Genomic DNA, 20708 nt, shown 5'->3' with positions numbered 1-20708 from the left:
TATTTTAAGATGTTTTCAAAGTTTCCTCTGTAACATCAACCACTTGCGCTTTCGATCTCTCGTTAGCGGGAGGCGAATTCTACAGCGTTACACGCTGCTGTCAACACCTCACTTCCTGCTTCGATGACTTAAAGCTGACACTGCCGAAAACCAATCCAACTCATTGAAACTCAAGGAGTTTTCCGTTTCGACTGCGCCGGAAGTGGGCGCATTATAGGCCGTCACAATTCTGGGTCAAGCACTTGTTTCACATTTCTGTCATATAACCTTTAAAGCCCCTAAAAGCAGAGGCCAGCCTGACGGCTGGCCTCTCTTCTTCTATATAGAGCTACCGCCAGCCTTACAGGCTCGGAAAGGCAAACTGCGATGCCTCATGGCTGGCCCGCTGCGGCCAGCGCTGGGTGATTGCCTTGCGACGCGTGTAAAAGCGCACACCGTCCGGGCCATAAGCATGCAAATCGCCAAACAGCGAACGCTTCCAGCCGCCGAAGCTGTGATAGGCAACCGGCACAGGCAACGGAACGTTCACCCCCACCATGCCGACTTCAATTTCATCGCAGAACAAGCGAGCCGCCTCGCCATCGCGAGTGAAGATACAGGTGCCGTTGCCGTACTCGTGATCATTGATCAGTTGCATTGCCTCTTCCAGGCTCTTGACCCGCACGATGCACAATACCGGACCGAAGATTTCTTCTTTATAGATACGCATCTCAGGCGTCACGCGATCAAACAGGCAACCTCCCAGGAAGAAGCCTTCTTCGTGACCCTTAATGCTCAGGCCGCGACCATCAACCACCAGCTCGGCGCCCGCCGCCACGCCATCGTCGACATAACCGCTCACTTTGTCACGCGCCTGCCCTGTAACCAATGGCCCCATGTCCAGACCGCAGGAAGTACCCGCACCGATTTTAAGCGCCTTGATTTGTGGAACCAGCTTGGCTACCAGGGCATCTGCCACTTGATCGCCCACACACACCGCTACCGAAATAGCCATGCAGCGTTCGCCGCACGAACCATAAGCGGCACCCATCAGTGCACTGACCGCGTTATCAAGATCCGCATCCGGCATCAGTACCGCATGGTTCTTCGCCCCGCCCAGTGCCTGAACGCGCTTGCCACGCTTGGTGCCTTCCGCATAGATGTACTCGGCAATCGGAGTTGAACCCACAAAGCTCAACGCTTTAACTTCCGGCGCCTCGATCAATGCGTCAACGGCAGACTTGTCTCCGTGAACCACGTTCATGACGCCTTTGGGCAAGCCGGCTTCCTGCAACAACTGGGCGATCAGCAGTGTCGAGCTTGGATCACGCTCCGACGGCTTCAGAATGAAACAGTTACCGCACACGATCGCCAATGGATACATCCATAGAGGAACCATGGCCGGGAAGTTGAAAGGCGTAATCCCTGCAACCACACCCAGCGGCTGAAAATCCGACCAGGCATCAATATTAGGTCCTACGTTGCGGCTGTACTCACCCTTCAGGATTTCAGGAGCTGAACAGGCGTACTCAACGTTTTCGATCCCACGCTTCAATTCACCTGCAGCATCTTCCAGCGTCTTGCCGTGTTCTTCGCTGATCAACTGGGAGATACGTGCTTCGTTCTGCTCCAGCAATTGCTTGAAACGGAACATCACCTGGGCACGCTTGGCAGGCGGAGTGTTACGCCACGCCGGGAAGGCTGCTTTCGCCGCATCAATGGCTTGCTGAATTGTCTCGCGACTGGCCAACGGAACCTGATGAATCACTTTACCGGTGGACGGGTTAAACACATCAGCGGTGCGACCGGAATCGTTCAGCAACTCGCCATTGATCAAGTGTTGAATGGTGCTCATGGATACTCCAGAAAAGTTGTCCACAGGCGCGAACGCTGCGCGCCTGGGTGAATGCAATTAGTGTCGCTTCTATATAGAAGCGATCAGTCGATCTGATTCAGTGCTTCGCCGACCGCATCGAACAAACGATCCAGGTCTTGCGGCTTGCTGTTGAAGGTTGGCCCGAACTGCAGGGTGTCACCGCCAAAGCGTACGTAGAAGCCGGCTTTCCACAGCTTCATCGCAGCATCGAACGGACGCACAATCGCATCGCCATCACGCGGTGCAATCTGAATTGCACCCGCCAGACCATAGTTACGGATATCAATGACGTTCTTCACACCCTTCAAACCGTGCAGTGCGTTCTCAAAATGCGGTGCCACTTCAGCCACGCTCTGCACCAGGTTTTCTTTTTGCAGCAGATCGAGCGCTGCAAGGCCTGCAGCACAGGCCACAGGGTGAGCCGAATAGGTATAGCCATGAGGGAATTCAACCGCATACTCAGGCGTCGGCTGATTCATGAATGTGTGATAAATCTCGCTGGTGGCAATCACGGCGCCCATAGGGATCGCACCGTTAGTCACTTGCTTGGCAATACACATCAAGTCAGGCGTTACACCGAAGCTGTCAGCTCCGAACATCGAACCTGTACGACCAAACCCGGTAATCACCTCATCGAACACCAACAGTATGTTGTGCTGATCGCAGATTTCACGCAGGCGTTTCAGATACCCCTGAGGCGGAACCAGCACACCGGCCGAACCGGCCATAGGCTCCACAAACACCGCCGCAATGTTCGAGGCATCGTGCAGTTCGATCAACTTGAGCAACTCATCAGCCAAGGCGATCCCGCCCAGCTCCGGCATGCCGCGAGAAAACGCGTTGCTTGCCAGCAGTGTGTGCGGCAAGTGATCGACATCCATCATCGCCTGGCCAAACATTTTACGGTTGCCGTTCACTCCACCCAGGCTGGTACCGGCGATGTTCACACCGTGATAGCCACGCGCACGGCCAATCATTTTGGTCTTGGTCGACTGACCTTTCAGGCGCCAGTAGGCACGCACCATTTTGACCGCTGTATCCGCACACTCCGAACCCGAGTCAGTGAAGAACACGTGATTGAGATTGCCCGGTGTCAGTTCGGTGATCTTTTCTGCCAATTTGAAGGACAGTGGGTGGCCGTACTGGAACGCCGGGGAGTAATCGAGGGTGCCCAATTGCTTGGCAACGGCTTCCTGGATTTCTGTGCGGGTATGCCCTGCGCCACAAGTCCACAAACCTGACAGCGAATCGTAGATTTGCCGACCCTTATCGTCCGTCAGATAACTGCCTTTGGCGGCCACGATAAAACGCGGATCGCGATGGAAGTTACGGTTGGCGGTGTAAGGCATCCAGTGAGCATCCAGTTTGAGCTGGCTGGTCAGGTTCAATTCGGCATTCTCGGGCATGTTCATCAGCAAAACCTCGCAAGGCGAAAGCGGCGTCGGATGTTGAAAGCGTTGTTGCACCTAAATTGCCACGCCTATAAAGTCGATGAAATCCAACTCTTCTAACCTTTAGTTAGGCGTGCACTAAACTATGAGCAGCCGTCGTCCCGATGCACTGGCCCAGGTCAGCGACTTTGATATTCGATTGCTGCGCATTTTTCGCAGCGTAGTTGAGTGCGGCGGGTTCTCGGCGGCAGAGACCGTGCTGGGTATCGGGCGCTCGGCCATCAGTCAGCAAATGAGCGACCTTGAGCAACGCCTGGGTTTGCGCCTTTGCCAGCGTGGTCGCGCGGGGTTCTCGCTGACAGAAGAAGGACGAGAGGTCTATCAGTCGGCTCTACAGTTATTGGGGGCACTTGAAAGTTTTCGCACAGAGGTCAACGGCCTGCACCAGCACTTGCGCGGCGAACTGACCATTGGCCTCACAGACAACCTCGTCACCCTGCCCCATATGCGCATCACCCATGCCCTGGCCCAACTCAAAGAGCGCGGCCCGGATGTGCAAATCCATATCCGCATGATTTCGCCCCACGAGGTGGAACAGGGAGTACTCGACGGGCGCCTGCACGTGGGCGTCGTGCCCCAGGCCAGCACGTTGTCCGGACTGGAATATCAACCGCTCTACAGCGAGCGCTCCTTGCTGTACTGCGCCGTTGGCCATCCGTTGTTTTATGTCGATGACCGGCAATTGGCGGATGCGCGGCTTAATGATCAAGATGCCATCGCTCCCACCTTTCGCCTGCCCTCCGATATTCAGGCTCACTACCAAGCGCTCAACTGCACCGCCAGTGCGTCGGACCGCGAAGGCATGGCCTTTTTGATTTTGACCGGACGCTACATCGGTTATCTGCCCGATCACTACGCCAGCCTGTGGGTTCAGCAAGGCCGGTTACGGGCGCTGAAGGCAAAAACACGCTTCTACGATCTGAGCCTCGCATCCGTCACGCGTAAGGGGCGTCGCCCGCATCTTGTACTGGAAAGTTTCCTTGAGAGCCTTGAGGCGACGCGTTAACGTGAAAAGTCTCGCTACGGTGCAGAATGCTCCCACACAGATTGCCTGGAACACCTATGACCTTTGACGTCCCCGCCCACGATGGCAAGCCTCCCAGCCGCATTCGACAAAAAAACGAAGAGGCCATTCTCAAGGCCGCTGAGGACGAGTTTGCCCGCCACGGTTTCAAAGGCACCAGCATGAACGCCATCGCACTCAGCGCCGGGCTGCCAAAGGCCAACCTGCACTATTACTTCACTAACAAGTTGGGCCTGTACATCGCGGTTCTCAGCAATATCATCGAGTTGTGGGACAGCACCTTTAATGCCCTGACCGCTGAAGACGACCCCGCTCAAGCCCTGACACAGTACATCCGCGCCAAGATGGAGTTTTCCCGCCGACAGCCTCAGGCCTCCCGTGTATTTGCCATGGAAATCATCAGCGGTGGCGCCTGCCTGACCGAGTACTTCACTCAAGACTACAGAGCCTGGTTTCAAGGCCGGGCCGCCGTGTTTCAAGCCTGGATCGATGCGGGCAAAATGGACCCGGTGGATCCCGTGCACCTGATTTTCCTGTTATGGGGCAGTACGCAGCATTACGCTGATTTTTCGACACAGATTTGCCGCGTATCAGGCCGCACCCACCTGAGCAAACAGGACATGCAAGCGGCTAGCGACAACCTGATTCGTATCATTCTCAAAGGCTGCGGCCTGATGCCCACTGTCTAAGCCTGGAACCGACATGCCTTCGACCCTCACGGGACTTTGCGAATACCGCGAAGAAATCCGTAAAAGCCGCTTTATTACTTTCGCTGCGCCCATCACCAGTGCCCAGCAAGCCTTCGATTTTATCGAGCAATACAGCGATCTTGATGCGTCGCACAATTGCTGGGCCTGGAAGCTCGGGGACCAATACCGAAGCAGCGATGATGGCGAGCCAGGCGGTACAGCCGGTCGCCCGATACTCTCAGCCATTGACGCCCAGGACTGCGACCAGGTCGCGGTGCTGGTCATCCGCTGGTATGGCGGAATTCAGTTGGGCACCGGCGGACTGGCTCGCGCCTATGGCGGTGGCGCTAACAAATGCCTGCAAAGTGCCGAAAAGCTGCCCCTAGTCAGTCGAGTAGCCCTCTCCTGCGCCTGCAGTTTCAGTGAGCTTGCTCTGGTCAAACTGCGCATCTGCGAACTGAACGGCCTGATCATCGATGAAACATTCACCGCCAATGGCGTTGACCTGCAACTGGCACTGGCCGAAGAACAGATTGCCCCTGCACAGCAACAACTGGCTGACCTCAGCCGCGGCAGAATTTTACTGCACCGCCACACCTTCAAAGCTGACGAGTAAAAGTGCTACTTTCCTGCATCCATAGTTGCCCACATTCACTGTGCACCCGCCTGTGGATAACCTGAGCACATAGCGCTGCAACCCTTGCACACCATAGGTTTCAAGCACTTGTACGCTTTTTAGCCAACTCTTATCACCTTTCTATAGGACGCTACTCATGACGGCAAAACATGCACTGATCATCGGAGCTTCACGTGGCCTGGGCCTGGGTCTGGTCAAAGAGTTGCTCGCTGATGGCTGGACCGTCACTGCGACTGTTCGCGATCCCAAAAAAGCGGAAGCCCTGAATGCCCTGGGTCCAGTTCGCATAGAGCGACTGGACATGGACAGCCAGCAAGCCATCAAGGCATTGAGCAACACGTTAAGCAACGAGGTCTTCGACCTGCTGTTTGTGAACGCCGGTGTCAAAGGCCCGGACGATCAACTGTCGGGCAACGCGACGCTGGCCGAGGTGGGGCAGCTGTTTTTCACCAACAGCGTGGCGCCGATCAATCTGGCCCGCGAGTTTGTCAGCAAGGTCCGTAAAGACAGTGGCGTACTGGCCTTTATGAGTTCTGTGCTCGGCAGCGTCACTCATCCTGACGCCCCTGAGATGGCCCTCTACAAGGCCAGCAAAGCTGCACTCAACTCTATGACCAGTACGTTTGTGCGCTACGAACTGGGCGACAACAACCCAACCGTGCTGTCCATGCATCCGGGCTGGGTGAAAACCGATATGGGGGGCGAAGGCGCGGACATTGACGTCCAGACCAGCACTCGCGGCCTGGTCGATCAGGTCAAGGCGTTTGCCGGCAAAGGCGGTCATCACTTTATCGATTACAAGGGCCAGACGATTCCCTGGTAAGCCGCCTGCGACAAATGGCGGGAGGTTTTTTACGGGTTACGTCGCCTCCCGCCTGTAGAATGGCGCCATCTGCACCCGATTTGATGAGAAAAACTTTTATGTATGACTGGCTCAATGCCCTGCCGAAAGCTGAACTGCACATGCACCTTGAGGGCTCTTTAGAGCCCGAGTTGCTGTTCTCGCTGGCAGAGCGCAACAAAATCGCCTTGCCCTGGAACGACGTTGAAACCTTGCGCAAGGCGTATGCCTTCAACAACCTGCAAGAATTCCTCGACCTTTACTACAAAGGCGCCGACGTACTGCGCACCTCTCAGGACTTCTACGACCTGACCTGGGCCTACCTGTTGCGCTGCAAGGCACAGAACGTCATTCACACCGAACCGTTCTTCGACCCGCAAACCCACACCGACCGTGGTGTTCCGTTCGAAGTCGTGCTCAATGGCATTGCCAGCGCACTCAAGGATGGCGAACAGCAACTGGGCATCACCAGCGGCCTGATCCTGAGCTTCCTGCGCCATTTGAGCGAAGAAGAAGCAGAAAAAACCCTCGACCAGGCACTGCCGTTTCGCGATGCATTTGTCGCCGTTGGTCTCGACAGTTCAGAAATGGGCCACCCGCCCAGCAAGTTCCAGCGCGTATTCGACCGGGCACGCCACGAAGGCTTCCTGACTGTCGCCCACGCCGGTGAAGAAGGTCCACCGGAGTACATCTGGGAAGCCCTCGATCTGCTGAAAATTCAGCGCATCGATCACGGCGTGCGCGCCATTGAAGACGAACGCTTGATGCAGCGCATTATCGACGAGCAAATCCCGTTGACCGTGTGCCCGCTGTCCAACACCAAGCTCTGCGTGTTTGATCACATGTCGCAGCACAACATTCTCGACATGCTTGAGCGGGGCGTGAAAGTCACGGTCAACTCCGATGACCCGGCCTACTTCGGCGGTTACATGACCGAGAACTTCCACGCGCTGTACACCGACCTGGGCATGACCCAGGACCAGGCCAAACGCCTGGCGCAAAACGGCCTGGATGCGCGGTTGGTCAAACCGTAACACCCCCTGTGGGAGCGGGCTTGCTCGCGATGCTGACCATCAGGTGTGTCTGCCTGATCGAGTTGATGCCATCGCGGGCTTGCCCGCTCCCACAGACATCTGAAACTGCATCACCGTCAGTACCACAGCAGTTTTACTGTTTTCCCGGGTACAACTTGCTCAACACCGCACACCGCTCACTGAGCATGTCGCGCAACAAACGCACCGGCTTGCTCAACTGTGCACGATGACCACACAGCAGATTGAGCGGCGCCCGTTCGCACACCAACTCAGGCAATAGCACCCTGAGCCTGCCCGCAGTCACATCGCCCGCCACATCCAGCCATGACTTGCAGGCAATGCCCTCCCCGGCGACTGCCCACAAACGCACCACGTCAGCATCATCGCTAAAACGATTGCCGGTCACGGTCAGCCCCAACTCACGCTTGCCATCATTGAATTGCCAATGGTCGTGGACCCGCGTGCCTAGCATGTACAACAGGCAATTGTGTTGCAGCAGTTGTTCGAGCTGAAGCGGTTCCCCCTTGCGCGCCAGGTAGTCGGGCGATGCACACAAGACCCGCCGATTGTCCGGGGCAACTGGCAGTGCCACCAGGCTGGAGTCTTCCGGTTCGCCGTAACGCAAAGCGATGTCCACAGGCTGGCGAAACAGATCGGCAATCCGGTCGCCCAATAACAGGCGCACGGTCAGTTGCGGATGCTCACGTTGAAACTCATCCAGCCAGGGCAGCAGCAGATTACGTCCGAAATCCGAAGGGGCCGACAACTGCAACACACCGCTGACTTGATCTTGCCCACGCGCCAACAAGCGCCGCCCTTCGTCAAGACTGCTCAATGCCGTACGGGCATATTCGAGAAAGCCTTCGCCTTCGGCCGTCAGACGCAAACTGCGAGTTGAGCGCGCCAGCAATCGAGCGCCCAGTTGCACCTCTATCCGCTTGAGTGCCGCGCTGGCCACCGCAGGCGACATGTCCATCACTCGGGCGGCGGCCGACAGGCTGCCCAAATCAGCCGCGCGAACGAACAATTGCAGATCATCAAAACGCAGCATCCAGGGTTCACTCGGCCATTATCAAAAAAATATTGAAAGAGACTGCTCTTTTAGCCGGTTTTATCGTGCTGCGAAATAGCGAATTATCACTACCAGATTCTTACCCCTCTTCAGGACATGTCCGATGAAAGCTGTCGCTTACTACAATTCGCTGCCCATTCAAGACCCGCTGGCCCTGCAAGATATTGAATTGCCTGAGCCGGTCGCCGGCCCAAGGGACTTGCTGGTCGAGGTCAAAGCCATCTCCGTCAACCCGGTGGACACCAAGGTCCGCCAGAACGTCCAGCCAGAAGCCGACGCTGCCAAAGTTCTGGGGTGGGACGTGGCCGGGGTCGTCAAGGCGGTGGGCCGTGACGTCAGCCTGTTCAAGGTTGGCGACAAGGTGTTTTACGCCGGATCCATCGCCCGGGCCGGGGCCAACAGCGAGCGCCATGTGGTCGATGAGCGAATTGTGGGTCACATGCCAAAAAGCCTCGACTTTGCCCAGGCAGCCGCGCTGCCGCTGACCGCCATCACCGCATGGGAGCTGTTGTTTGAGCGACTGGGTGTGGCCGAAGGTGGAAATGATGAGCAGCAGAGCCTGCTGATTGTCGGCGCAGCAGGCGGGGTAGGCTCGATCCTCACGCAACTGGCCAGCAAACTGACCGCACTCAAGGTGATTGGCAGCGCATCGCGCCCCGAAACCCAAGCCTGGGTCCGCGAGCTGGGCGCCGACATCGTTGTCGACCATAGCCAGGCACTGAGCGAGGAACTCAAGCGCCACGGCATCAATGCCGTCACCCACGTCGCCAGCCTGACCCAGACCGACCAGCATCTGGATCAGTTGGTCGAAGCCCTGGCACCTCAAGGCAAGCTGGCACTGATTGACGATCCCAAGGCGCTTGACGTTACCAAGCTCAAGCGCAAGAGCCTGTCACTGCACTGGGAGTTCATGTACACCCGCTCACTGTTCGAAACCGCGGACATGATCGAGCAGCATCACTTGCTCAATCGGGTCGCCGACCTGATCGATGCAGGCATCCTGCGCACCACCGTCGGCGAGCATTTCGGCACCATCAACGCCGCCAACCTGCGTCGCGCCCATACGCTGCTTGAAAGCGGCAAATCCAAAGGCAAAATTGTGCTCGAAGGGTTCTGATTAACGCGACACGGGACTGATGCAGCCAACTTTCAACCGTCAGTCAGAGACTTGACCCCGGACATATTTACCCAAGTATTTCGGCATACACTGGCCTCCTTTGCGAACCGAAGGAGGCCAGTCATGAAAATCCTGATACGAGCGTTAGCAAGATCCCGTAACTGCCAATGGCAGGTTCAAATCGACCAACAATCCGTCAATTTTCGCAGCGAGTCCGAGGCCCGAGCCTTTGTGGACACGTTGCAATCTCGCCTGCAAGCCCCCCATAGCCTGCCTGCACGTTTGGCAGGCTGAATCAGATCGACTGCTGGGCGGCGATCCGGGCGGTGTAGAGGCGCCGGGTCGCCATCGCCAGCCCGACCGCCAGCACTCCGCACAAGGTGATGACAATCGCCATCGGCATCGCGCTGCCATCGTGCAACACTCCCACCAATGACGCCGCTCCCGCCGCTACGCTGAACTGCAGACAACCCAGCATCGCCGATGCACTGCCGGCTCGGGCACCCTGCCCGCTCATGGCGCAGGCCGAAGCATTGGGAATGATGCAGCCCAAACTGGCGATACAGATAAACAACGGGATCAGTAACGGCCACAGTTGCGCGGTATGCAAGGTGCTGACACCCAGCAAGACCAGCCCGGCCGCCAGATACACCCACACCATGCGCGCCAGCAAAAAGGCCGGGCCACGCTTGGCCAACAGGCGGGCGTTCAGTTGCGCCACCAGAATAAAACCGGCTGCGTTGGTACCAAACAGCCAGCCGTAATGCTCGGCGGGTACGCCATACAGTTTGATAAAGACGAAAGGCGAACCTGCGATGTAGGCAAACATCCCGGCCATTGCAATCCCCCCGGTCAGCGCATGCCCCAGGAACTCGCGGTCCTTGAGCAGCCGCCCGTATTGACGCAATGCGCCGGACAGCGGCTGGCGCGGCACGTTGGCAGGCAGGCTTTCAGGCAGGCCCAGCGCTACGGCTGTTGCCGCCAACGCACTGAATACCGTCAACACCAGGAAAATCGACTGCCAGCCATACAGGTTGACCAGCAATCCGCCCAGCATCGGCGCCAGGATCGGCGCCAGGCCCATCACCAACATCAACTGCGAAAACACTTTGGCCGACTGCACGGCATCGCATTTGTCACTGACAATTGCCCGCGAGAGCACCATGCCAGCACAGCCGCCGAGTGCCTGGACAAACCGCGCGCCAATCAGCCACTCCAATGTCGGGGCAAAGGCGCACGCCAGCGATGCAACCGTGAACAGGCCAACACCCACCAGCAGTGGCACGCGCCGCCCAAAGCGGTCTGCCACAGGTCCATACGCCAGTTGCCCGATAGACAGGCCCAGGAAGTACACCGCCAGAGTGAGTTGAATTTGAGTTTCATCTGTCGCAAAGGCTTGTGCCATTGCCGGAAAGCCGGGCAGGTAGAAATCGATCGCCAGGGGACCGAAGGCGCTCAAGGCACCAAGAATCAAGATTGTTCGAAGGTTCATCAGGTATCCAGATCGGGCTGCAATTAGCGCAGCCCGATAGTCTAGCCGTGGATACCGAACTTGAACATAAAGATAGCCAGCTAGCTAATAAACCGCTTTGGCCTTGTCGGAATAACGATACCCCGCAATCTAGTGATTACCTGCATATCAATGCGCTGTACGCGCTTCAAAACCTGCATTGGTGATCACATCAATAATCTGCAAAGGGGACACCTTGCTGTCTACCTTTACGGTTTTGCCCGCCAGATCCACTTCGACCTTCGCGTCTTTATCCACAGCCTGAACCGCACGGGTCACCGCGCCAACACAGCCGCCACAGGTCATACCCTCTACTTTGAACGTTTGCATGATCACGCCTCCTGTCTGAGATATGGCTACAGCTTCAACCTTTCCATTGTGGCAAGGTCAAGCCCGTTGTTTCACGCGCTGACTGGCAATCCATGCCCTGCTCGGCCAAGCTGCAAGCCTCGGGATATAAAACAGGATACTTAGTCATGCGCCGGACCGCTTTGAGCCTAGTCAGCCTTTTGGGTCTCGCCAGTTTGCCGCTGTGGGTAAATGCCGATCAGGACTACGGTGTATTGATCATTTCCCGCGAGCGCCTTGAAGTGCCGACCAACTGCGAGGTCGGTGTGTACATCGATGATCAACTGGCCGGTCGACTGTTTCAGGAACAAGCGCTGGCTTTCAACTTGCCGGCGGCCAGCGTTGATATCCGCCTCAAACTTCTACCCGGACAAGCCCCCGGTTGCTTGCCCGGCATGCTGGTACCGCCCGCGCAGCAATTCAGCCTGAAGGCCGGGGACGTGCGCAAATACCGTATCGCCCTTGGCAAGCAAGGCATGTACCTCAAGCCCGCGAAACTGGAATATTGAGCGCAGCACTAAGGAAAACCTGACGAACAGCAAGAGCCCTTGACCTTCCCATGGGGTCAAGGTCGATTCTATGGATAGATAACTTCTTGAGGAGGATTGCTCGTGCCCACCCAATTCGATCTGCCTATTGATGGTATGACTTGCGCCAGTTGCGCGGGGCGTGTGGAAAAAGCCCTGACCAAAGTACCCGGCGTGCGTTCGGTAAGCGTCAATCTGGCCACTGAACAGGCCCGCATCGAGGCGCCTGTGGACAGTTTGCCGGCATTGGTCGAGGCCGTGAAACAGGCAGGTTACAGCGTACCTGCCCACAGCCTGGAACTGGACATCAGCGGCATGACGTGCGCCTCTTGCGCAGGCCGCGTCGAAAAAGCCCTGGCCAGGGTGCCGGGAGTCAAGAGCGTCAGCGTTAACCTCGCCAGCGAACGTGCCCATGTCGAGCTGCTCGGCCAGGTCGATACCGCCCTGCTGATAAACGCTGTCAGTCAGGCCGGTTATGGCGCCAGCGTCCACCACTCTGCCAAAGCGAGCGAGGATGATCAGCAAAAACGTCTGCACCGCGAGCGCTGGGCGCTGACACTGGCCATTGTGCTGGCGTTGCCGCTGGTATTACCGATGTTGCTCGCACCATTGGGCGTGCACTGGATGCTGCCCGCCTGGGCCCAGTTCGTCCTCGCCACCCCGGTACAATTTATCCTCGGCGCACGCTTTTACGTGGCCGCCTGGAAAGCCGTCAAAGCCGGTGCCGGCAATATGGACCTGCTGGTGGCACTGGGCACCAGCGCCGGTTATGGCCTGAGCCTTTACGAGTGGGCGATTGCCGAGCCCGGCAGCATGCCCCATCTGTATTTCGAAGCTTCGGCGGTGGTGATTGCACTGGTGCTGCTGGGCAAATACCTCGAAAGCCGCGCCAAACGCCAGACTGCCAGCGCCATCCGCGCCCTGGAAGCCTTGCGCCCAGAGCGCGCCCTGCGTGTGGTCGACGGGCAGGAGCAAGACGTCGCCATCAGTGACCTGCGCCTGAATGATCGGGTCCTGGTCAAACCTGGTGAGCGCTTTCCCGTAGATGGCGAAGTTGTCGAAGGCCAAAGCCATGCCGACGAAGCCCTGATCAGCGGTGAAAGCCTGCCAGTCCCCAAACAGCCTGGGGATAAAGTCACCGGAGGCGCCATTAATGGCGAGGGCCGGTTGATCATTAAAACCCTGGCCCTGGGCACTGAAACCGTACTGGCGCGCATTATCCGCCTGGTCGAAGACGCTCAGTCCGCGAAAGCCCCGATCCAGAAACTGGTGGATAAAGTCAGCCAGGTGTTCGTACCCGTGGTCCTGCTGATTGCCCTCGCGACACTACTCGGTTGGTGGCTTTATGGCGCACCGATTGAAACCGCGTTGATCAACGCCGTGGCTGTGCTGGTTATCGCCTGCCCTTGTGCCCTGGGCCTGGCAACGCCCACTGCGATCATGGCCGGCACTGGTGTTGCGGCCCGTTACGGGATTTTGATCAAGGATGCCGAAGCCCTCGAACGCGCCCATGAAGTCAGCGCCGTGGTTTTCGACAAAACCGGCACCCTGACCTCTGGCGCCCCGCAAATTGCCCACTTCAGCGCACTGGACGGCGATGAAGCGCAGTTGTTGCAAGCCGCTGGCGCCCTGCAACGCGGCAGCGAACACCCGCTGGCCAAAGCCGTTCTGGATGCCTGCGCCGCACGCAACCTGAAAGTACCGGATGTCATGGACAGCCAGTCGCTTACCGGGCGAGGTATTGCTGGCACCCTGCAAGGCCGTCGCCTGGCGCTGGGCAACCGCCGCCTGCTGGAAGAAACCGGCCTCAGTCCGGGTTCGCTCGCCGCATCCGCCAAGGCCTGGGAAACCGAAGGCCGCACGCTGTCCTGGCTGATAGAGCAAAGCCCGCAGCCGCAAGTGCTGGGCCTCTTTGCCTTTGGTGACACACTGAAAACCGGCGCCCTCTCGGCGATCCAGCAGCTCAGTGCACGCCACATCAGTAGCCATCTGCTGACAGGCGACAACCGTGGCAGCGCGAAAGTGGTTGCCGAGGCGCTGGGAATTACCGATGTTCACGCCGAAGTGTTGCCCGCTGACAAGGCCGCAACGGTAACTGAACTGAAAAAAACCGGCGTGGTGGCCATGGTTGGCGACGGCATCAACGACGCCCCGGCACTTGCCGCCGCCGACATTGGCATCGCCATGGGTGGCGGCACCGACGTGGCCATGCATGCAGCGGGTATCACCCTGATGCGCGGCGACCCGCGACTGGTACCGGCCGCACTGGAGATCAGCCGCAAGACCTACGCCAAGATTCGTCAAAACCTGTTCTGGGCGTTTATCTATAACGTGATCGGTATTCCACTGGCCGCCTTCGGCTTTTTGAACCCGGTACTGGCGGGTGCGGCCATGGCATTTTCCAGCGTCAGTGTGGTCAGCAACGCATTGCTGCTTAAATTCTGGAAGCCCAAGGATCTTGAATAAGGAGGCAACCCCATGAATATTGGCCAAGCCGCCAAACAAAGCGGCTTGAGCGCCAAGATGATTCGTTATTACGAGTCCATCGGCCTGCTCAAACCCGCCAGCCGCAGCGACAGCGGCTACCGCCTCTACAGCAGTGACGACCTGCACACCCTGGCGTTTATCAAACGCTCCCGTGACCTTGGGTTTTCACTGGAAGAAGTCGGCAAGCTGCTGACACTCTGGCAAGACCGCCAGCGCGCCAGCGGCGATGTGAAGGCGCTGGCGCGTCAGCACATTGATGAGTTGAATCAAAAAATCGCCGAACTGACCAGCCTGCGCGATACGTTGCACGAACTGGTCGAGAGCTGTCAGGGCGACCATCGCCCTGACTGCCCGATTCTCAAGGATCTTGAGAGTGCTTGTTGTGTCGGCTGAACAAAAAGCCCCGTATCCACTGCCGACGGAAATTCGGGGCTTACGACAGGACTGCCTTGGCGAGCATCAACAGACCTATCACCGCACATAACGTCGCGAAGCCTTGCTGTAGCCATTGGGCCGAAACCCTGGGGGCAATCACCCGACCGGCAATCATGCCGGTCAGGGTGGCGCCGATGAACATCACGCCTTCGCTCGACAAGCTCACACCCTGGCTCATCAGATTGCCCAAGGTGCCCAGCGATACCAGTGCCACCACCATCAGCGAGGTGGAGACCACGGCATGAATGCGCACGTCACTGAATTTTCGAAACGCAGGTACGATCAGGAATCCGCCTCCCACACTCAACAACCCCGTCAGCAAACCCGAGGTGGCACCAATCGATACCAGCGTCATGCTGCAGCGGGCATTCCAGGTCAGCCGCCCGGTAGCAGGATTGAGCATGCAGTTTTTTTCTATCGCCCCCAGGCTGCCACTCTCGCGCGCATCAGCTCTGGCCTGCAAAAACATACGCACGGAGACGAACATCATGACCCCGCTGAACATCAACACCAGCGCCCTGGCGGGGATCAATCTGGCGAGGTGCAGCCCGATCGGCGAAGTCATCGAACCCACAATCGCCATCAGCGCGGCGGCCTTGTAGCGCACCAGGCCTTTGCGCAGCCCGTCCAGCGCGCCCAGTGCCGCTGCCGTACCGACCGCCAGCAATGCCACCGGCGTGGCTTGCGCCAGTGTCCACCCCAGGCCCAGGGTCAACGCCGGTATGGCCAGAATACCGCCACCCGCCCCCGTCAAACCCAGCACTACACCCACCAACATGCCTAACAGAATAATCAACATGGTCAGGTTCAGTCCGGTTTGCAGTCAGTGAACCACTCGCGACCTTTAAGCATGCCTTGCCAGTAGAACCAGGGCAGAAACGTTGCCTTGAGCCACCAGGCCGACTTGCGGGCCACGGTCGGGTCCAGGGCAAAGGTGGGCAGCAGTTTTGCGCCATAACCAAATTCGGCCAGGATCACCTTGCCGTTTTCGACGGTCAGCGGGCATGAGCCATAGCCATCGTAGCGCTTGGGCAAAACCGCCCCCTTGCGCAGGGCGAGCAGGTTCTCGGCCACCACGACCACTTGCTTGCGAGTCGCTGCCGCGGTTTTGGCATTGGGTGTGTTGCAGACATCGCCAAGGGCGAAAATGTCGGGGTAGCGTGGGTGTTGCAGTGTAGCCGGATCGGTCTCGAACCAGCCCGCCTTGTCCGCCAACTCGCTGCGACGGATAACGTCGGGCGCTTGCTGGGGTGGCACCACATGCAACATGTCGAACGTTTTCTCAACGCGGGTCACGCCACCGTCTGCGTCGGTCACATCAAACCAGGCGGTCTTGCCTAGCCCGTCGACCTTGACCAGATTGGACTGGAAGACCAATTGGGCCTTATAGGCCTCAACGTATTTCATCAGTGGAGGAACGAAGGTCGGCACGCCAAACAGCACCGCCCCCGCCAGATTGAACTCAACGGCCATCGAATCCAGAACGCCACGCTTGCGCCAATGATCACAGGACAGGTACATGGCTTTTTGTGGAGCCCCCGCGCACTTGATCGGCATTCCCGGCTGGGTGAACAGCGCTTTGCCGCCCTTCAGGGTGCGCACCAGCTCCCAGGTATAGGGCGCCAGGTCATGGCGATAGTTGGACGTCACGCCGTTCTTGCCCAAGGTCTCTTCAAGGCCCTCGATATGCTCCCAGGCCAGTTGCAACCCCGGGCAAACGATCAATTGCTGATAACCCAGTTCAGTACCATCACTGAGCAGCACAACCTTGCGTTGCGGGGCGAAGGCGCACAGCGACGCCTTGATCCAGACAACACCTTTGGGCATTACGGCTGCAGTCGGGCGAACCGTGTCCTTGACATCAAAGGCACCGCCGCCAACCAGCGTCCACGCGGGCTGGTAGTAGTGCTCTGTATTGGGTTCGATCACGGCGATGCGCAATGACGCGTTGCGCTTGAGCAAGCTGGCCGACACCGAGATACCGGCCGAGCCACCACCGACCACGACAACATCGTACAGCCTGGCCTCACGCGAGGCTTGAGTCGCCGCCTGATAGAGCTTTGATGAGCGATTGCCTGTACGGCAATACGCCAGAACGGGTTTTGGCAGCTCATTGAGCAACTGACGCAACTGCTGCGCCTGCTCAGGGGTCGCACCCGTGCTGAGTACCGGCAGGTAAGCAAAGCTCAGCCCCAGGGCCTGCGCCGCCTGCTGTATCGATGCGTGCCCGGGTTGGTCTGGGCCGCCTTCATGATCCGGACGGTTACAGATCACACTGGCAAAACCCAGTGCTGCCAAAGACTGGAGATCAGACTGCCCGATTTGACCGGCCACAGAAAATGACGTGTCGATTCGCTTGATGCTTTGCTCCATTGAGCACTCCAGGCACAACAAAAATGAATGGAATAGGTTGGGCGATGTCAGCCAGAGGAATGAGGTTGCGCTATTTTTTAAGCGCCTGGCCGCAATACAGGCCTGACAGGGTTTGCATCACAGACACCACTTCAAAGCTGGCAAGGGAATAGAAAATGTACTTTCCCATCCTTCGGGTATTGACCATGCCCTCATCGCGCAACACACCAAGCTGTTGCGAAAGGGTGGGCTGCCGGATGCCCGTCAGGGCTTCAAGTTCGCCGACATTGCGCTCACCTTGGGTCAACTGGCAGAGCAACAGCAGTCGGTCTTCATTGGCCAGGGCTTTGAGAAGGGTGCAGGCTTTGGATGCAGAGTCGCGCAGAAGTCCGATTTCTTCGCTGGTTAACTGAGCAGTCATGAAAAGCTCCGGGACGTGATAGTCGACAGTCTACGACCCGATAATATATGTTTCAATATATTGAGCATTTTTTGACAAACACGAGGCCCGTCATGCACCCCGAAATTCAAGGATTTTTCGACCCTGCAACGTCGACCGTGAGCTACGTGGTTCATGAAGCCGGCGCCAGCGAGTGCGCAATCATCGATCCGGTGCTCGACTACGATGCCGCCGCCGGGCGCATCAGTACCACCGGTGCAGACATCATTGCTGCTTACGTGCAGGCACAGGGCCTGAAGGTGCAATGGCTATTGGAAACCCACGCCCACGCCGATCACCTGTCTGCCAGCGCTTACCTGAAGCGAAAGCTGGGCGGCCAGATTGGTATTGGCGCGGCAATCACCCAGGTACAAGGGGTGTTTCGCGACATCTACAACCTTGAGCCCGAGTTCAAGCTCGACGGTTCGCAGTTCGACCGGCTGCTGGAACCGGACGAGCTGTTCCACATTGGACGGCTACAGGTACGCGCACTGCACGTGCCGGGGCACACCCCGGCCGACATGGCGTATCAGGTTGAGGGCGACTGTCTGTTTGTGGGCGACACATTGTTTATGCCCGACGTTGGCACGGCCCGCTGCGACTTCCCGGGAGGCGATCCGCACCAGTTGTACCAATCGATCAAGCGTCTGCTGGCCTTTCCAGTCCAGACCCGACTGTTCATGTGCCATGACTATCCGCCAGCAGGGCGTGAGGCCACATGGTCAACCACGGTGGGTGAGCAGCGAGCCAACAATATTCATGTCAACGACAGCGTCGACCTGACGGGCTTCGTCGAGATGCGCACCGCCCGCGACGCGACGCTGGGGGTTCCGGCACTGCTGATTCCGGCCATTCAAATCAACATTCGGGCCGGTAACCTGCCGCCCGCCGATGAAACCGGCCTGTGCAGCCTTAAGGTGCCGCTGAACCGTTTTTAGCCGCACAATTATTGTGTGTGTGTGTGTGGGAGCGGGCTGCATTGAAGTAAAAAAAATCCGGCCTGAGCCGGATTTTTTATTTAGCCAATCACTGCATCCACGGTGGAGGCGGCTCTTCAGACTTGCTCGGTGGCGCATCATCTGCAGCACGCACGGCCTGACGGAACGCTTCGTCCAGACGGGCAGCTTCGATCTCGCGCATGACACCGCCCACATCGGCCAGCTCGTCCGGCTCGTCAAACTCGCCCGTCAACACGCTGCCAGGGTGCAAGGTGGCAGCTTCGTAAAGCGCCCACATTTCCTTGGCGTATTTGGTTCCTTTAAGTTCCGGCGCAAAACGCCCGAAGTAAGAAGCCATGTTGCCCACGTCACGCTCCAGCATGCTGAATGCGTGGTTGTTACCCGCGGCATCGACAGCCTGTGGCAGATCGATAATCACCGGGCCGGTCGGCGTCAGCAGTACGTTGAACTCGGACAAATCTCCGTGGACCAGACCGGTACACAGCATCAGCACAATCTGCTGAATCAGGAACGCGTGATACTCGCGAGCCTGGTCCGGTTCCAGCACCACGTCATTGAGTCGGGGGGCTGCATCGCCGTACTCATCCGCCACCAGTTCCATCAACAGCACGCCTTCAAGGAAGTCGAACGGTTTTGGAACCCGAACACCGGCGCCCGCCAGACGAAACAGCGCAGCCACTTCGGCGTTCTGCCAGGCATCCTCGGTTTCTTTACGACCGAACTTGGAGCCCTTGGCCATCGCTCGGGCCTGACGGCTGTTGCGAACCTTGCGACCCTCCTGATATTCGGCGGCCTGGCGGAAACTTCGTTTGTTAGCCTCCTTATAAACCTTGGCGCATCGCAGCTCATTGCCGCAGCGGACTACGTACACAGCTGCTTCTTTGCCACTCATGAGTGGGCGCAGCACCTCGTCGATCAGACCGTCCTCGATCAGGGGTTCTAAGCGTTTTGGAGTCTTCATCAGCTTTTATTGTGGGTCCTTTATTACCAAACACGCGAATGTCACTCGTTATACGGCAATCCACTCACCACGGGGAGAGGGCAAACGATTTGAATGATAGACGAGCAATCCGTCAAGAGCACCGACTAATGGGCCCGCTGCCTAGCCCTGGCGAAATAACTCGCCGGGCGTATAGCCGAACATCTTTTTAAATGCCGCGATGAATGCCGACGTCGACTCATACCCGCACGACAACGCCGCACGCGTGACATGACCACCCTCCTCCAGCACCTGCAACGAAGACAGCAGTCGTACCCGCTGACGCCAACTGCGAAAACTCAAGCCCGTTTCACGCAGGAACAACCGCATCAGGGTTTTTTCAGACATGCCCAGACGATCCGACCACAGGCTCAGGCTGACGTCGGCATCGGGGGTTTCGATCAATTCATTGCACAGCACCAGCAAACGCCCATGGCGTGGCAGCGGCAGCGAAAAACCCACCTCAGGCAGGCTCGCCAATTGATCCAGCAACACAGCCACCAACCTTTGCTCAGGGCTGCCGCCCTCGGGGTATTCGGCGGGCAATGCACAAAAACCTTTGATCAGCTCCCGTGCCAGCGGCGTGACCTCCAGCACCCGGCACTGGCCGGGCGCCCAAAGGCAATCCTCACGACGTACATACAGGCTGCGCATTTCGGCACGCATCGAGGTGATGACCTCATGCTCCAGCCCGGCGGGAATCCAGATCCCCCACTGCGGCGGTGCAAAAAAGCTGCCCTCGTCGGTATGCACCCCCAACACGCCACTGATCGCGTATGAAAACTGCACCCAATCATGCCGATGACGTGGCGTCCAGGAACCTGCGCCCAGGCTTTCGGCCCGGGCATACAGTGGCCGTGGCAGTGCATCAAGCACTGGAATGGCGCGCTGGAGTCCACGTTGTCCGTTTGGCGGCATTGATTGGCCTTATATCGCAAGACGTCAGATACCT

Annotated in this window: 21 protein-coding genes; 11 read left to right on the top strand and 10 right to left on the bottom strand. The window is 58.0% G+C overall.

Going from position 1 to position 20708, the window contains the following annotated elements; translation table 11 throughout:
- Nucleotides 1–340: 340 nt before the first annotated feature.
- Together KO536_RS20855 and KO536_RS20850 are read right to left on the bottom strand one after the other, a co-directional pair.
- Nucleotides 341–1834 carry a CoA-acylating methylmalonate-semialdehyde dehydrogenase gene (locus KO536_RS20855; RefSeq protein WP_133079624.1) on the bottom strand — a complete coding sequence of 498 codons (1494 nt, stop codon included), beginning with the start codon at nt 1832–1834 and terminating at the stop codon, nt 341–343.
- Nucleotides 1835–1917: 83 nt separating this feature from the next.
- Entirely contained in the window at nt 1918–3267 is a 1350-nt protein-coding gene (locus KO536_RS20850; RefSeq protein WP_019825761.1) for an aspartate aminotransferase family protein, read from the bottom strand.
- Nucleotides 3268–3391: 124 nt separating this feature from the next.
- On the opposite strand from KO536_RS20850, the gene KO536_RS20845 reads away from it, so the two are divergent.
- The 5 genes from KO536_RS20845 to KO536_RS20825 all read left to right on the top strand — a co-directional run bounded on the left by KO536_RS20845 (nt 3392) and on the right by KO536_RS20825 (nt 7531).
- Nucleotides 3392–4312: a LysR family transcriptional regulator gene (locus tag KO536_RS20845; RefSeq protein WP_133079623.1), complete on the top strand. Its 921-nt coding sequence runs from the start codon at nt 3392–3394 to the stop codon at nt 4310–4312.
- Between the two features lie 56 nt (nt 4313–4368).
- A complete protein-coding gene (locus tag KO536_RS20840) occupies nt 4369–5019 on the top strand; it encodes a TetR/AcrR family transcriptional regulator (protein ID WP_219262838.1) in 651 nt (216 codons plus the stop codon).
- 13 nt (nt 5020–5032) lie between these two features.
- Nucleotides 5033–5635: a YigZ family protein gene (locus KO536_RS20835; RefSeq protein ID WP_219262837.1), complete on the top strand. Its 603-nt coding sequence runs from the start codon at nt 5033–5035 to the stop codon at nt 5633–5635.
- A gap of 157 nt (nt 5636–5792) precedes the next feature.
- The gene (locus KO536_RS20830; RefSeq protein WP_219262836.1) at nt 5793–6479 is read left to right on the top strand and encodes an SDR family oxidoreductase; all 687 of its coding nucleotides are present in this window, start codon (nt 5793–5795) and stop codon (nt 6477–6479) included.
- A gap of 98 nt (nt 6480–6577) precedes the next feature.
- On the top strand, nt 6578–7531 hold the full coding sequence (locus tag KO536_RS20825; RefSeq protein ID WP_133079625.1) for an adenosine deaminase: 954 nt from the start codon (nt 6578–6580) through the stop codon (nt 7529–7531).
- A 133-nt stretch (nt 7532–7664) separates the two neighbouring features.
- Here KO536_RS20825 and KO536_RS20820 read toward each other — a convergent pair whose 3' ends face one another.
- Nucleotides 7665–8582 carry a LysR family transcriptional regulator gene (locus KO536_RS20820; protein WP_219262835.1) on the bottom strand — a complete coding sequence of 306 codons (918 nt, stop codon included), beginning with the start codon at nt 8580–8582 and terminating at the stop codon, nt 7665–7667.
- Between the two features lie 124 nt (nt 8583–8706).
- On the opposite strand from KO536_RS20820, the gene KO536_RS20815 reads away from it, so the two are divergent.
- Both KO536_RS20815 and KO536_RS20810 read left to right on the top strand, forming a co-directional pair.
- Entirely contained in the window at nt 8707–9720 is a 1014-nt protein-coding gene (locus tag KO536_RS20815; RefSeq protein ID WP_219262834.1) for a zinc-binding alcohol dehydrogenase family protein, read from the top strand.
- Nucleotides 9721–9843: 123 nt separating this feature from the next.
- Nucleotides 9844–10014 carry a hypothetical protein gene (locus tag KO536_RS20810; protein WP_219262833.1) on the top strand — a complete coding sequence of 57 codons (171 nt, stop codon included), beginning with the start codon at nt 9844–9846 and terminating at the stop codon, nt 10012–10014.
- 1 nt (nt 10015) lies between these two features.
- On the opposite strand, the gene KO536_RS20805 is transcribed toward KO536_RS20810, so the two are convergent.
- Nucleotides 10016–11212, bottom strand: coding sequence for a multidrug effflux MFS transporter (locus tag KO536_RS20805; RefSeq protein WP_133079617.1), 1197 nt, complete (start codon nt 11210–11212; stop codon nt 10016–10018).
- A gap of 147 nt (nt 11213–11359) precedes the next feature.
- The gene (locus tag KO536_RS20800) at nt 11360–11560 is read right to left on the bottom strand and encodes a heavy-metal-associated domain-containing protein (RefSeq protein ID WP_133079616.1); all 201 of its coding nucleotides are present in this window, start codon (nt 11558–11560) and stop codon (nt 11360–11362) included.
- Between the two features lie 146 nt (nt 11561–11706).
- On the opposite strand from KO536_RS20800, the gene KO536_RS20795 reads away from it, so the two are divergent.
- The 3 genes from KO536_RS20795 to cueR all read left to right on the top strand — a co-directional run bounded on the left by KO536_RS20795 (nt 11707) and on the right by cueR (nt 14985).
- Nucleotides 11707–12087, top strand: coding sequence for a hypothetical protein (locus KO536_RS20795; protein WP_219262832.1), 381 nt, complete (start codon nt 11707–11709; stop codon nt 12085–12087).
- Between the two features lie 102 nt (nt 12088–12189).
- Nucleotides 12190–14571 carry a heavy metal translocating P-type ATPase gene (locus tag KO536_RS20790; protein ID WP_374105721.1) on the top strand — a complete coding sequence of 794 codons (2382 nt, stop codon included), beginning with the start codon at nt 12190–12192 and terminating at the stop codon, nt 14569–14571.
- 12 nt (nt 14572–14583) lie between these two features.
- The gene (cueR, locus tag KO536_RS20785) at nt 14584–14985 is read left to right on the top strand and encodes a Cu(I)-responsive transcriptional regulator (RefSeq protein ID WP_133079613.1); all 402 of its coding nucleotides are present in this window, start codon (nt 14584–14586) and stop codon (nt 14983–14985) included.
- 40 nt (nt 14986–15025) lie between these two features.
- On the opposite strand, the gene KO536_RS20780 is transcribed toward cueR, so the two are convergent.
- From KO536_RS20780 to KO536_RS20770, 3 genes are all read right to left on the bottom strand, one after another.
- Nucleotides 15026–15826: a sulfite exporter TauE/SafE family protein gene (locus KO536_RS20780; protein WP_133079612.1), complete on the bottom strand. Its 801-nt coding sequence runs from the start codon at nt 15824–15826 to the stop codon at nt 15026–15028.
- An 8-nt stretch (nt 15827–15834) separates the two neighbouring features.
- On the bottom strand, nt 15835–17400 hold the full coding sequence (locus KO536_RS20775; protein ID WP_219262830.1) for a bifunctional protein tyrosine phosphatase family protein/NAD(P)/FAD-dependent oxidoreductase: 1566 nt from the start codon (nt 17398–17400) through the stop codon (nt 15835–15837).
- A 70-nt stretch (nt 17401–17470) separates the two neighbouring features.
- Nucleotides 17471–17800, bottom strand: a complete 330-nt coding sequence (locus tag KO536_RS20770; RefSeq protein ID WP_133079610.1) for a metalloregulator ArsR/SmtB family transcription factor — start codon at nt 17798–17800, stop codon at nt 17471–17473.
- A gap of 92 nt (nt 17801–17892) precedes the next feature.
- Between KO536_RS20770 and KO536_RS20765 the strand changes: the two genes are divergently transcribed.
- A complete protein-coding gene (locus KO536_RS20765; protein WP_133079609.1) occupies nt 17893–18756 on the top strand; it encodes an MBL fold metallo-hydrolase in 864 nt (287 codons plus the stop codon).
- Between the two features lie 88 nt (nt 18757–18844).
- Here the strand turns inward: KO536_RS20765 and KO536_RS20760 are convergent, their stop codons facing one another.
- Both KO536_RS20760 and KO536_RS20755 read right to left on the bottom strand, forming a co-directional pair.
- Nucleotides 18845–19738 (bottom strand): PA4780 family RIO1-like protein kinase, encoded by an 894-nt coding sequence (locus tag KO536_RS20760; RefSeq protein ID WP_133079608.1) that lies wholly within the window; start codon nt 19736–19738, stop codon nt 18845–18847.
- Between the two features lie 141 nt (nt 19739–19879).
- Nucleotides 19880–20674 carry a helix-turn-helix transcriptional regulator gene (locus KO536_RS20755; protein WP_219262829.1) on the bottom strand — a complete coding sequence of 265 codons (795 nt, stop codon included), beginning with the start codon at nt 20672–20674 and terminating at the stop codon, nt 19880–19882.
- Nucleotides 20675–20708 lie beyond the last annotated feature (34 nt).

This window comes from Pseudomonas sp. NKUCC02_KPG, assembly GCF_019345465.1.
GTDB lineage: Bacteria > Pseudomonadota > Gammaproteobacteria > Pseudomonadales > Pseudomonadaceae > Aquipseudomonas.
This window is presented reverse-complemented; position numbering and strand designations above follow the sequence as displayed.

Coding starts and splice junctions, on each gene's coding strand:
- KO536_RS20775 (WP_219262830.1), bottom strand. CDS start 17,400: ATGGAGCAAAGCATCAAGCGAATCGACACGTCATTTTCTGTGGCCGGT.
- KO536_RS20825 (WP_133079625.1), top strand. CDS start 6,578: ATGTATGACTGGCTCAATGCCCTGCCGAAAGCTGAACTGCACATGCAC.
- KO536_RS20810 (WP_219262833.1), top strand. CDS start 9,844: ATGAAAATCCTGATACGAGCGTTAGCAAGATCCCGTAACTGCCAATGG.
- KO536_RS20815 (WP_219262834.1), top strand. CDS start 8,707: ATGAAAGCTGTCGCTTACTACAATTCGCTGCCCATTCAAGACCCGCTG.
- KO536_RS20755 (WP_219262829.1), bottom strand. CDS start 20,674: ATGCCGCCAAACGGACAACGTGGACTCCAGCGCGCCATTCCAGTGCTT.
- KO536_RS20795 (WP_219262832.1), top strand. CDS start 11,707: ATGCGCCGGACCGCTTTGAGCCTAGTCAGCCTTTTGGGTCTCGCCAGT.
- cueR (WP_133079613.1), top strand. CDS start 14,584: ATGAATATTGGCCAAGCCGCCAAACAAAGCGGCTTGAGCGCCAAGATG.
- KO536_RS20830 (WP_219262836.1), top strand. CDS start 5,793: ATGACGGCAAAACATGCACTGATCATCGGAGCTTCACGTGGCCTGGGC.
- KO536_RS20820 (WP_219262835.1), bottom strand. CDS start 8,582: ATGCTGCGTTTTGATGATCTGCAATTGTTCGTTCGCGCGGCTGATTTG.
- KO536_RS20805 (WP_133079617.1), bottom strand. CDS start 11,212: ATGAACCTTCGAACAATCTTGATTCTTGGTGCCTTGAGCGCCTTCGGT.
- KO536_RS20780 (WP_133079612.1), bottom strand. CDS start 15,826: ATGTTGATTATTCTGTTAGGCATGTTGGTGGGTGTAGTGCTGGGTTTG.
- KO536_RS20800 (WP_133079616.1), bottom strand. CDS start 11,560: ATGCAAACGTTCAAAGTAGAGGGTATGACCTGTGGCGGCTGTGTTGGC.
- KO536_RS20770 (WP_133079610.1), bottom strand. CDS start 17,800: ATGACTGCTCAGTTAACCAGCGAAGAAATCGGACTTCTGCGCGACTCT.
- KO536_RS20835 (WP_219262837.1), top strand. CDS start 5,033: ATGCCTTCGACCCTCACGGGACTTTGCGAATACCGCGAAGAAATCCGT.
- KO536_RS20765 (WP_133079609.1), top strand. CDS start 17,893: ATGCACCCCGAAATTCAAGGATTTTTCGACCCTGCAACGTCGACCGTG.
- KO536_RS20760 (WP_133079608.1), bottom strand. CDS start 19,738: ATGAAGACTCCAAAACGCTTAGAACCCCTGATCGAGGACGGTCTGATC.
- KO536_RS20855 (WP_133079624.1), bottom strand. CDS start 1,834: ATGAGCACCATTCAACACTTGATCAATGGCGAGTTGCTGAACGATTCC.
- KO536_RS20845 (WP_133079623.1), top strand. CDS start 3,392: ATGAGCAGCCGTCGTCCCGATGCACTGGCCCAGGTCAGCGACTTTGAT.
- KO536_RS20850 (WP_019825761.1), bottom strand. CDS start 3,267: ATGAACATGCCCGAGAATGCCGAATTGAACCTGACCAGCCAGCTCAAA.
- KO536_RS20840 (WP_219262838.1), top strand. CDS start 4,369: ATGACCTTTGACGTCCCCGCCCACGATGGCAAGCCTCCCAGCCGCATT.